We start from the raw sequence: 12,341 nt of genomic DNA, 5'->3' as shown, positions 1-12,341 counted from the left end.
GGTGCGAATTATAGTTAACTGTGTTAATAGTTAAATAGTTTAACTATCTGATTTTTATTTTGTGAGGTGATATCGAGATATGACTAAGACAAACATTAAGGAATTAGTTGATTTATATTTAGATGTTTCTTTTTCAGTGAACACAATTGCGGAGTCGCTTGTAAAGGAACAAATCGGAAGCGATCTTACAAATGATCAGCATTACACACTTCGCTACATAAATAAAGTAGGCTCGTGTACATCAACTGAACTTGCAGATATTTTTGAAGTGAAAAAGAGTGCCATTACTGCCATCATCAATCGTCTTTTCGAAAAAGGTTTGATTGATAGGACGCGTGATGAAAACGACCGAAGACTTGTTTACTTAACATTGTCAGACAAAGGAAATGAATTGTTTTCAAAGACCGAGGAGCGGGTTCATAAGCTTGTTGAGTCTATTATTGGCGAATTTTCAGAAGAGGAAATTGTTCAATTTCTAAAAACCTATGGAAAACTTAATGGAATCCTTCAACAAATCAAAAATAACAAGGTGGTGGATTAAACATGAATTTTATCATTAAACGGAAATAGTTTGTCCTTATCGCATGGATCGTTGTCGTAGCAGGTTTGTTTCTTGCTGCTCCAAATATGGCGGACCTTGTCCGTGAAAAAGGGCAGATTACTGTTCCGGACGAATACTCGTCCTCCATTGCAGGAAAGATTTTAAATGATGCCCATTCCGAGGATGGTGGAGGGGATGAAACACAGGTCGCACTTGTGTTTCACGATGAAAAGAAATTAACTGATGATGAAATCAAGGAAGCTGAACGGGCAATCCGACTTCTTGAAGAAAAGAAAGACGAAATCGGAATTACCGAAATCCTGACTCATTTTAACGAAGAAACCTTAAAGGAACAGCTTGTTTCAGAAGACGGTAAATCAATCCTTACCTCTGTAACTGTAAGCTGGAATGACCGTGAACCAAAAGAGGTAAGAGATGCTTTATATGAGGCAATTGAAGATGTAAAGGTTGACCACTATTATACGAGTGAATGGCTGATTACTGAAGACCTGATGACAAGCTCTCAAGAGGGCTTGAAAAAGACAGAAGGAATCACTGTTGTCTTTATTCTTGTCGTTCTTTTACTTGTATTTAGATCCTTTATCGCTCCAATCATTCCACTTGTAACAGTCGGATTCTCTTATCTAGCTGCACAATCAATTGTTGCGATGCTAGTTGATCAATTTAATTTCCCAATTTCAACGTATACGCAGATTTTCTTAGTTGCCATCATGTTTGGAATAGGAACAGACTACTGTATCTTGCTTTTAAGTCGTTTTAAAGAAGAGCTCTCACATCGAGAGAGCTTAACTGAGGCCATTGTCGAAACCTATAAAAATGCAGGGCGTACGGTTCTATTCAGTGGCATTGCTGTGATGATTGGTTTTGCAGCTATCGGGTTTTCACAATTTATTTTATACCAATCTGCTGTTGCTGTCGCAGTAGGGGTGGCACTACTGTTAGTTGCCTTATTTACAGTGGTTCCTTTCTTTATGGCCGTATTAGGGAGAAGATTATTCTGGCCATCTAAGAAGAATCTGGAGCATGGGGACAGTAAAATTTGGGCAATTGCAGGTCGATTTTCATTAGGACGTCCACTTTTATCACTAGTAGTTGTTGTAGCAATCGTTGCCCCATTTTTATTTGTGTATGATGGGGACATTTCCTATAACTCTTTAGAAGAATTAAGTGGAGATGTGAATTCAATCAAAGCTTTCGATGCAATTGCAGGTAGCTTCGGACCGGGTGAATCCATGCCAACCCAAATCGTTTTGAAAAATGATGAGGCCATGGACTCTACCGAATATATCGAACTAGCAGAAAAAATTAGCCAAGAGGTTGAAAAAGTAGACTTAGTTGACACAGTGCGCTCAGTCACTAGACCAACTGGCTCGCCAATCGAGGATTTATTTGTCGCGAACCAAGCAAAAACACTTGAGGAAGGTCTTGGAGAAGGAAAGGATGGACTGACTCAGATTAAGGAAGGCTTAGAGGAAGCCGGAAATGAACTCGCTAAATCAGAACCAGAACTTAAAACCGCAACCGATGGAATTGGTGAATTAATCACAGGTACAAATAAGGTGAAATCCGGCCTAACTGAAATCCAAACCAATCTATCAAAAATCGAATCTGGTATCCGTAGTGGAACAGCCGGAATTGATACAATGATTGCCGAGGTTGACAAGGCAAAAGTCGGATCGGAAGAATTATTAAAATACTATAATACGAATCTATTAGTTGGGTACAAGGAAGCCCAAGGAGGTATTGCCGGTTTACAAACTGGCTACTCAGGTATCGCTGATGCACTGCAAAAATTAACAACTGGTGTAAACCAATTAAATGAAGGTGGTTTTGCATATTTAGAAGGCTACTATAAAAATGCAGAAACTGGTCAAAGCATTGCTGATGATGAAGTATATCAAGGAATGAAGCAATCCTTACAAGGGATTCCCCAATTATCAGCAGGAATACAAGAGTTAAACGGTCATCTTTCAGCTGTAAATGCTGGAATAATTCAAGCTAATGCAGGCTTCGAACAATTACTGAAAGAACAAGCTGCCCTTCCAGCAGGTCTTGAGCAATTGGTTGCAGGTCTTGAAGAACTAAAAAGTGGACTCGTTCAAGCAGCAAATGGTCAAGGTCAAATTGTAAAAGGAATGCCACAGATTACAAATGGCTTAACAGGTATTAACGATGGCCAAAAGCAGCTTCTAGATGGCTTTGGAAGCCTAGGTGGTCAAATCACACAATTAACAGATGGACTTACTCAAAGTGCAGATGGGCTTGGTCAGGTTTCAGATGGATTAGGATCTGCTCAAGAGTACCTAGCTGACCTTTCAAGTTCTGATGATTTAAATGCTTTTTACATGCCAGAAGAAGTGCTTGAAAGTGATGATTTCGCACAAGTTCTGGATGTATACATGTCCAAAGATCGCAAGGTTATGACTTTGGATGTTATTTTTGAAGCAAACCCTTATTCAAACGAAGCGATGGCTCAGGTCGATGAAATCAATGCAGCAGTCGAACGAGCAACGAAAGGTACTAAGCTTGAAAATGCAGATGTGGCCATAGGCGGTATCACAAGCACAAACACCGATTTAAGCAAAATGTCTGAACAGGACTATTCTCGTACAATCGTCTTAATGTTCATCGGGATTGCGCTCATCTTAATTTTCTTGTTCCGTTCGTTAATCATGCCAATTTATATAATTGGTTCCTTGGTATTAACCTATTACACTTCAATGGCAATTAATGAAGTCATTTTTGTAAATGTTTTAGGGTATACAGGAATTAGCTGGGCAGTTCCATTCTTTGGATTTGTTATCCTCGTCGCACTCGGGGTTGATTACAGTATCTTCTTAATGGATCGCTTTAATGAATACCGTGATATCTCAGTCGCAGAAGCAATGCTTCTTTCTATGAAAAAGATGGGAACTGTTATTATTTCAGCAGCCATTATTCTCGGAGGAACATTCGCTGCGATGATGCCTTCTGGAATGCTATCCTTACTCCAGATTGCGTCAATCACACTTGTCGGCCTTATGCTGTACGCATTTGTGATATTACCACTATTTATTCCAGTTATGGTCAAAAACTTTGGCATTGCCAACTGGTGGCCATTCAAACGATCAACAAATTAATGAAACTGAGGCTCCTTTTCGAAAGGGGCCTTATTTTTTTAATAATAAATTGGCTATTTGATGCGTTTACGGCTACTAATTTCAAAATATAGCTAATAAAAGAAATTTACGGCTAATAATTACAAATTATGGCTAATAATTTGAATTTATGGCTATTAGCTAAATTCTAGACCCCGAAGGAACCGTTGTCTAATTCAAAATATTATATTTTGCTAGTTTCTCGAGATATAATGATGGTATTAAAACAGGTGGAGGATAACGTATGCATTTCATCCAAATTGGCTCGTTAGTGATCATGACAAAGTGGGTCATACTTGGCATAGGAGTACTCGCAGGCATTCTAATTGTACGAGTCTGGTCAGCAAAAACACAAACGAAAGAATTAACTAAAGCAGTCCTAAACATACTCACTAATGCGATATTCATCGGATTTCTCGCGTGGAAAGGAAGTTTATTACTTTTTGAGCCAAGCATCGTCCTAAAAAGTCCAATGTCTTTGCTTTACTTCACTGGAGGCACGAAAGGATCAATGATAGCGGTAATCATAACCAATCTCTATTTTCTGTATCATTTTAAAAAGAAAGCGATTGAAGCCCATCTTCTCATTCGATCCATTCTAATTTTCAGCTTCACAACCTTGTTGGTCTATGATTTACTTGCTATATTTTTGCTCCAGGAACAGATAGTCCTTCATTTTATAAAATCAATGAGTGCATTCTTTCTTCTTTTGTTGACATTCTATTATAGAGGACAACAGAAAAGGGAAGTGTTTCATTTGTTTAAAAAGGCAGCACTCATCGTTGGTTTAACAGGGCTTATCGTTTGGACAGTCAGCATCAATATTTCATTCGCAACCCCAAATGATGAGATCCAAACAGCGGAACAAAAAATAGGGATCGCCGAAGGGCAACTAGCACCTGATTTCACATTGAAAACAATTAGTGGAGAAGAGATAAAGCTTTCGGCATTTAGAGGAAAAAAGGTCATTTTAAACTTTTGGGCAAGCTGGTGCCCGCCTTGTAAAGCAGAAATGCCTCATATGCAGGAGTTTTATGCAGAAAATAAAGAATCCAATGCGGTCCTTTTATCCGTTAATCTAACGACTGCTGAGAAAAAGAGTTCAGATGTAGCGAAATTTGTAGATGAATATGAGCTCACTTTTCCAGTTATGCTCGATGAGGATGGGGAGATTGGACAAATCTATCAAGCCTATGCTATACCGACTAGCTATTTGATTGATTCCAAAGGCATTGTCCGGAAAAAAATCGTTGGACCGATGGATAAAGAAATGATGAATGAATTAATCAATAGTGTGAAGTAAAGAAAAGTGAACCGATCACTTTTCTTTTTTTTCACCCTGTTCCATGATTAATTCATCTACCAACGTTTCGGCAGCACGCCGATAAAATTGACTCGCTGTAATAAAGGATAGAATTAAAAGTACTTTTTTGAGTTGTTCATCCTCGGCAGAATCCGAAATATCTGCTACATCCTTGATTTTTGTGGCCATATCTTCTTTAAATTCAACTGTATTTTTTTTATATAAAATTAGATAACTTTCATAAAATTCCTCTAGGTTGAACTCTTCATCATTCATGATCTTATGATTCACACCATCAAGGGTTGCCTTAATATCGTTGATCGATAAACCACTTTTAAGCTGATAAATCATGCTTAATAAAATCAAATGACTTCTAGAATATTTTTTGTTTTTTATCGGGAATAAAAGCTTACCTTTTGCGTAATTGTTGATCATGGTTTTCGTGAGAATCTTTTCATCCTCATTCCTCTTAGCGGAATTAAACGTATTTTCAAAGAGTTGGATGACTTGATCCATATATAAATCAATTTGTGGGATATCCTCTAAAAAAATATTTTTATCCATTTCTAAAACGCTGAGTAAATCCTTCTCTATATCCACTATAACAACCTCATTTTACTGATTTTTATATAATTTAGTTTACCTTAATACCATCAGAAAGTAAAACTTGACTACATTGTGTAATGTGTATATCATTATATGTAGTAACAAAAACTACATGTAATAGTAACGATAATAAAATTGATAAGCGGTGATAAATATGAAAATTGTATGCTTTGGTGATAGTTTAACGAGAGGCGTTTCTTTTGTGAAAGGCCGTATGCGAATTTTAAAAGAGAATTATCCTGCATTTTTACAACAAATCGCTTCTGATCATTTCACGGTTGTTAATAAAGGTGTTTTTAATGATAACTCCGATTTATTATTATACCGTGTAGAAAAAGATGTGATTGCCGAACAACCGGATTACGTCATAATTAATATTGGCGGCAATGACTGCAATTTTAAATGGGATGAAGTGGCTGAAAAACCTGAAGCTGCTCATCAACCAATTGTTCCGATTGAACGATATATTGAAAACCTAAAACAATTAATTCATAGAATACAAGAAACGAATAGCACTCCGATTTTGATGACATTGCCACCCCTTGACCCTGTGCGCTATTACAAGATGCTTGCTACAACGTATGGAAGCTCAATCAGCCATTGGATTAGTCTTCAGGGGGGAATTGAACACTGGCATGGCCTTTATAACCGCAGCTTGAACAGCTTAGCAGAGCAATTAAATGTCCTTAAGATTGATGTGCGTACAGCCATGAAACATTCAGGTGATTTAAATGGCTTTATTAGTGATGATGGCATTCATTTAACAGGCGAAGGCTACAAAACAATGAGCAGTGAAATTTTCAATTCATTATTAAAAACGATTTGAAGTGCCACAAGCCTTTGGTGGCATTTTTCTTTTATCGGGAATACATCAGAATTATTGTGAAAAACTGTATATCAATGGACATTGACTTATTGGAAAGATAAAATTAATACATTAAGAAGAGTAAAGGTAGATGAAAAAATGTATTATAAATCTGATTACATCATTACGATGAAGGATATTGTTCGTGAGGGAACCCCAATTTTAGCGCAAAAAACAGAAGAGGTGACTGTTCCACTTTCGGAAGAGGACAAGGAATCCCTTATTAGCATGATGAATTATTTGAAAAATAGCCAGGATCCAGAGCTTGCGAAAAAGTACGGTTTACGTCCTGGAGTTGGATTATCCGCAAACCAAGTTGGTCTTAATAAGCGTATGTTTGTTGCTTATTTTACGGACTTTGATGACAAATTATATGAGTATCATCTTGTGAATCCGAAAATTATCAGCCATTCTGTTTCAATGACCTATTTACCTGAAGGAGAAGGATGTCTTTCTGTTGATCGTCCGGTAGAGGGCTATGTTCCAAGATATGAAAAAGTTAAAATAAAAGCTTTTGATATGAATGGTCAAGAAATTTCACTACGCCTAAAGGGGTATGCTTCGATTGTTTTCCAGCATGAAATTGATCATCTGAACGGAATCATGTTTTACGATCACATCAATAAAGAGAACCCGTTTAAGCTTCCAGAAAATGTAGCAATAAAAAGTCTTTATTAAGTTAATGGAGGGGTTGGATTGAAGTATAATTTTGATGAATCGATTAGTCGTTTAAATACGAATTCAGTGAAGTGGGATGAGGTTGAAAATTTATTTGGTGATAAAGAGATTCTTCCAATGTGGGTGGCTGACATGGATTTTAAAGCGCCACAGCCAGTTATTGATGCCCTGCATAAGAGAGTAGATCATGGTATTTACGGGTACACAATAAGACCAGAATCTTATTATGAAGCAACAGTTGGATGGTTGAAGCGCCGCCACAATTGGACAATTGAAAAAGATTGGATTTGCTTTACACCTGGTGTCGTACCAGCGCTTGGTATTCTTGTTCAAACCTTTACAAATCCAGGCGATAAAATTTTGATTCAACAACCGGTGTACTATCCATTTATGAGTGTAATCGAAAAAAATGGCAGGGAAATTGTCAATAATCCGCTCCGATTTGAAAATGGCCGTTATGAAATGGATTTTGCTGACCTTGAGAAAAAAATAGATCCGTCTGTTAAAATGATCATTATCTCAAATCCGCATAATCCTGTCGGCCGAGTATGGACAAAAGAGGAACTAACAAAACTAGGAGAAATTTGTTTGAAGCATAATATATTGGTTGTTTCAGATGAAATTCATGCTGATCTAATTTATAAAGGAAATGTTCATATCCCATTTGCATCGATATCAGAGGAATTTGCCGAACATTCCATTACATGCACTGCGCCAAGTAAAACCTTTAATCTAGCAGGATTGCAAACATCTAATATTATTATTCCGAACAAGGAACTTCGCGAAAGTTTTAATAAAGCACTCGAGGAGCGTTTTATAGGGATGACTAACACATTTGGTGTGACGGCCCTTACTGCTGCCTACGAGGAAGGTGACGAATGGCTTGACCAGCTCCTCATCTATTTAAAAGACAATCTAGATTTCCTAAAAGAGTACATAAAGTCCACGATTCCAGAAGTAAAAGTGATTGAGCCAGAAGCGACTTATCTCGTTTGGCTTGATTGCCGTGAATTTGGATTGGAGGCGAAGGAGCTTGAACAAGTCATTCAAAAACAAGGGAAAGTCGCCTTTGATGAAGGCTATATTTTTGGAACAGAAGGGGAAGGCTTCACCAGAATTAACATAGCTTGTCCTAGATCGCTGTTGGAAGAAGGCTTGAAACGGTTTAGTCGGGCACTTAAACATAGATAGAAAAAGCTTGAAGGCAAAACCTTCAAGCTTTTTTCATTAGTACTCCGTATTAAATGTTTCCTTTTGCTTTCGAACTAGGCAAAGGATACCTGCGACTAAGTAAAGGATACTTGAGATGATCGAGATTAGGATCGTTGCAAGTGCGCTAAGGACAGCTACGATAATTAAAATAATACCAGCTGCCTTTGGATGCTTATCGCCTTTTAAAAGAAGAAGAGATACAATTCCAAGAATAACGGCAAGGATCCCCACGATGATGAAATACCAGCCACCAGCGGCTACTATATCAGCCATAAAACTCACATCAGTTCCTTCAAGAGCTGGATCTTGAGCAGCGATGTTCTCCATTTCTTGCGTAAATGCATTATCGTCACTAAGACCTATAAACATAAATCCAAATACACTAATTAATGCAAAAAAACACGCTCCAATAATCGTTAATACAATTTCCCCAGTACGTTTCATAAGATGTTTCCCCCTCATAAAAAATGTTTCTTTTTGATTGTACTATACAGTATATAGTATGCAATCTATTTTTTTCCTAAACCTCTCCAAAATTGGAATTAGTTCTATTTACGAAAAGAGAAGGAAAAGGTTTCAAAAAAAATGTGAAAAACAAACGATAAATTTCAAGATCACACCATATTATTTAAAATGTATTGTTTCAAATGCGTTAATAGAATATTAAAAAAATTTTGCAAACTATAAACATTATATGTTACCCTAGAAATATAGGTTCATAATTGGTAAATATACCAATTTAAACCAATATAGTGGTTGGTAGGAAACCTCATTACAGAGGATCTACATAAAAAAATAATAGGGGGAATGCAAATGCTTAAGAAGTACTCATTTCTTACTTTGCTATTAGCATTGGTTTTAGTCATTGCTGCTTGTAGTAGTGATAACACGAATGGTGACGACAAGGATGATGGAGGAAAGGATAGCGGCAAAAAAGAAACAGTTGATCTTCTTATGGGTACAGGTAGCCAAGGTGGTACATATTTTCCACTGGGAGCCGAGATGGCGAATGTTTGGAACAAGAATATTGAAAGCGTTAACGTGACATCAACAGAATCAGGAGCCTCTGTAGAAAATCTAGCGAAGATTTCAAATGGTGAATTTGACCTTGGAATGACCGTGAACCTGCCAGCTTATAATGCACTGAATGGAGAAGGTGACTTCAAGGGTAAGAAGGTTGAGAACTTTGCATTTATCGGACATATTTATCCAGAAGTTCTTCAAATCATTACACGCGAAAGCACAGGTGTTGAAACGATTGCTGATCTGAAAGGAAAGAGAATTGCGATTGGACCTCCAGGAAGTGGAACGCAAACCGCAACAAAAGCAGTATTAGCAGCCTATGGTATTAATGATGGGGATTATGATGCATACCAAGAAGGATTTGGTGATGCCAAGTCGAAGCTTCAGGATGGTACCATTGATGCTTCATTCGGATTGCTAGGATTACCAGATGCTGGAATTGATGAGCTTCAAGCATCGGTTGGAGATGTGAAGTTCTTGGAGGTAAAGGGTGATGAGCTAAAAACAGTTGAAGAAAGCAGCGGTTATACTGGATACACAATTAAGGCTGGCTCTTATGAATGGCTAAAAGAGGATGCCGATGTTGTATCGGCATATGCTGTTCTAGTTGCAAATACAGATACAGTTGATGATGAACTAGCGTACCAGCTTGCAAAGGTTATGCTTGAAAAAGCAAGTGAAAACACACATGCACAAGCAGCACATATGACAAAAGAAAATGCACTGAGCGGGTTAGGTGATTTACCTCTACATCCTGGTGCAGAGAAGTACTATAAGGAAATTGGAATACTAGATTAATAGCTTCAAGTTGAAACAAAGGGCTTGACACAATGCGTGCCAGCCCTTTTTTCCACAATAATAATCGGATCCGTTCAAAGTTCCAAACAGGACTATATACTTAACAGATTTTACAGGTGGTGAGGAGAATGAAATGGTGGAAGAAAAAGGAGATGAACGATTCAAACGCGTCTGCTCAAAAGAACGATAATTTATCGACAGAGGAGATTTTGGAAAAATACGATCGGGAAAGTACGTACCGAAGGAACCTTGGAAATTGGAAATGGATCATTCTCGTTTTGGCGGTGGGTCTTACTATTTTTCATCTATATACGGGTTATCGCGGAGCGTTTGAAGCACGTATTCAGGGACCCATTCATCTGGGAACTGCGCTTGGCTTAATTTTCTTATTATACCCTGTCAAAAAAGGGCTGCATCGTAAACAAAAAGGTATACCATGGTATGATGTACTTTTAGCAATCATTTCTTTAGGCGTTGGGTATTATAATGTAATATTCTATGAGGAACTTGTAACAGAAAGAATTGTATTTGGATATACAACCCCAGACTTTATTGTTGGAACATTAGGGGTTTTACTTGTTCTTGAAGCAGCAAGAAGATGTGTCGGACTCCCGATTGTAATCGTATCGAGTGTCGCCATCCTTTATGCATTGTATGGAAACTTGATTCCAACAAAACTATTTGCCCACCGTGGCTTTTCCTGGAATACATTAGTTACAGATTTGTATTTAACAACAAAAGGAATCTATAGTACTCCGATCCAAGTTTCCTCGACCTTTATCTTTTTATTCTTATTTTTTGGAGTTATGTTAATCCGAACAGGTGTGGGACAATTTTTCAATGACATAGCTTTTGCTATCACAGGACGATTTACGGGAGGTCAGGCAAAAGCTGCAGTCGTAGCAAGTGCCATGCAAGGTATGGTTTCAGGAAGTTCAGTTGCAAATACCGTTGGCTCTGGTTCTTTCACGATTCCAATGATGAAAAAAGCCGGGTATAAGCCAGAGTTTGCAGCTGCAGCTGAAGCATCTGCGTCAACCGGTGGCCAAATCATGCCACCAATCATGGGGGCGGCTGCATTCATCATGGCATCCTATACAAATATTCCGTATAGCCAAATCATGATTATTGCAATAATCCCAGCGATCCTCTATTTCCTAGGAGTGTTTTTGGGGGTACATTTCGAATCGAAAAAAATTGGAATTGTCGGGGTTCCAAAGGAGACCTTACCGAGTGCAAAAAAATTAATGCTTGAACGAGGGTACCTATTGCTGCCCCTCATCGTTATTTTTTATACATTACTAACTGGAAAGACTCCAATGCGTGCTGCATTGGTTGCGATTCTTGTATCATTCTTAGTAAGTCTTGTTCGTAAAGACACAAGAATGTCCTTAAAAAGCATTATAGGTGCACTTGAAGAAGGGGCAAGGGTTGCGTTGCCAGTAATCGCAGCATGTGCGTCTGCCGGAATTATTGTTGGAGTAGTTGTTCAAACGGGGCTAGGTGGACGTATTGCAGATGGTATCATTGCATTAGGTGGAGGAAGCTTAATCCTTACTTTGATCTTTACGATGATCGCATGCTTAATTCTTGGTATGGGACTTCCCACAACAGCAAACTATGTTGTTACAGCAACAATGGCAGCACCAGCTTTAATCCTTGGATTAGATGTTCCAGTACTCGCAGCTCATATGTTTGTATTCTATTTTGGAATCGTGGCAGATATTACTCCACCGGTTTGTTTAGCAGCCTATGCCGGAGCAGGTTTAGCAAGGGCAAATCCATTTTCGACAGGTGTTACGGCAACAAAGCTAGCGACAGCAGCTTATATTATTCCATTTATTTTTGTAATCAACCCTCAAATGCTTTTAATAGACTATGAAATACCATTTTTGACCATTTCTGTGATAACTGCAATTATCGGCATGATTGGAATAAGTACAGCTATGGTAGGTTTCTTCATAAGAAGAACCTTTGTCTGGGAGCGAATTATCCTATTTGCTTCGGGACTTTCACTTGTTTCACCGAGTATTTATTTCGGAGTAGCAGGCGTACTTGCATTATTGGCCATTTTGTTTATCCAATCTCGTCGCCCAAAAGAAAATATTCAGGCGCCAACGATTTCACTAAACTAAGTATTCAACCACCCTTTCTCAA

The 12,341-nt window shown here is 38.1% G+C and carries 10 protein-coding genes; 8 read left to right on the top strand and 2 right to left on the bottom strand.

Annotation, left to right across the window (positions count from 1 at the left end; translation table 11 throughout):
- Positions 1 to 79 precede the first annotated feature (79 nt).
- The 3 genes from LKW28_RS02685 (at position 80) to LKW28_RS02675 (ending at position 5,002) form a co-directional block, all read left to right on the top strand.
- A complete protein-coding gene (locus tag LKW28_RS02685) occupies positions 80 to 541 on the top strand; it encodes a MarR family winged helix-turn-helix transcriptional regulator (protein ID WP_229138789.1) in 462 nt (153 codons plus the stop codon).
- Positions 542 to 579: 38 nt separating this feature from the next.
- Positions 580 to 3,681, top strand: coding sequence for an MMPL family transporter (locus tag LKW28_RS02680; protein WP_229139044.1), 3,102 nt, complete (start codon positions 580 to 582; stop codon positions 3,679 to 3,681).
- Between the two features lie 262 nt (positions 3,682 to 3,943).
- Positions 3,944 to 5,002 (top strand): peroxiredoxin family protein, encoded by a 1,059-nt coding sequence (locus tag LKW28_RS02675; RefSeq protein WP_229138788.1) that lies wholly within the window; start codon positions 3,944 to 3,946, stop codon positions 5,000 to 5,002.
- Between the two features lie 15 nt (positions 5,003 to 5,017).
- On the opposite strand, the gene LKW28_RS02670 is transcribed toward LKW28_RS02675, so the two are convergent.
- Positions 5,018 to 5,566, bottom strand: coding sequence for a DUF1836 domain-containing protein (locus LKW28_RS02670; protein WP_267497862.1), 549 nt, complete (start codon positions 5,564 to 5,566; stop codon positions 5,018 to 5,020).
- 196 nt (positions 5,567 to 5,762) lie between these two features.
- Here LKW28_RS02670 and LKW28_RS02665 point away from each other — a divergent pair, with 196 nt between their 5' ends.
- From LKW28_RS02665 to LKW28_RS02655, 3 genes are all read left to right on the top strand, one after another.
- Positions 5,763 to 6,434 carry an SGNH/GDSL hydrolase family protein gene (locus LKW28_RS02665; RefSeq protein WP_229138787.1) on the top strand — a complete coding sequence of 224 codons (672 nt, stop codon included), beginning with the start codon at positions 5,763 to 5,765 and terminating at the stop codon, positions 6,432 to 6,434.
- Between the two features lie 138 nt (positions 6,435 to 6,572).
- The gene (gene def, locus LKW28_RS02660) at positions 6,573 to 7,151 is read left to right on the top strand and encodes a peptide deformylase (protein WP_229138786.1); all 579 of its coding nucleotides are present in this window, start codon (positions 6,573 to 6,575) and stop codon (positions 7,149 to 7,151) included.
- Between the two features lie 18 nt (positions 7,152 to 7,169).
- The gene (locus LKW28_RS02655; RefSeq protein ID WP_229138785.1) at positions 7,170 to 8,342 is read left to right on the top strand and encodes a MalY/PatB family protein; all 1,173 of its coding nucleotides are present in this window, start codon (positions 7,170 to 7,172) and stop codon (positions 8,340 to 8,342) included.
- Positions 8,343 to 8,378: 36 nt separating this feature from the next.
- On the opposite strand, the gene LKW28_RS02650 is transcribed toward LKW28_RS02655, so the two are convergent.
- Positions 8,379 to 8,807: a DUF4064 domain-containing protein gene (locus tag LKW28_RS02650; RefSeq protein WP_229138784.1), complete on the bottom strand. Its 429-nt coding sequence runs from the start codon at positions 8,805 to 8,807 to the stop codon at positions 8,379 to 8,381.
- Positions 8,808 to 9,176: 369 nt separating this feature from the next.
- On the opposite strand from LKW28_RS02650, the gene LKW28_RS02645 reads away from it, so the two are divergent.
- Both LKW28_RS02645 and LKW28_RS02640 read left to right on the top strand, forming a co-directional pair.
- Complete coding sequence (locus tag LKW28_RS02645; protein WP_229138783.1) at positions 9,177 to 10,184, top strand: TAXI family TRAP transporter solute-binding subunit; 1,008 nt, start codon at positions 9,177 to 9,179, stop codon at positions 10,182 to 10,184.
- A gap of 128 nt (positions 10,185 to 10,312) precedes the next feature.
- Positions 10,313 to 12,319, top strand: a complete 2,007-nt coding sequence (locus LKW28_RS02640; protein WP_229138782.1) for a TRAP transporter permease — start codon at positions 10,313 to 10,315, stop codon at positions 12,317 to 12,319.
- Positions 12,320 to 12,341 lie beyond the last annotated feature (22 nt).

Source organism: Bacillus sp. REN16, from assembly GCF_020731355.1.
Lineage (GTDB): Bacteria > Bacillota > Bacilli > Bacillales > Bacillaceae_L > Ferdinandcohnia.
This window is presented reverse-complemented; position numbering and strand designations above follow the sequence as displayed.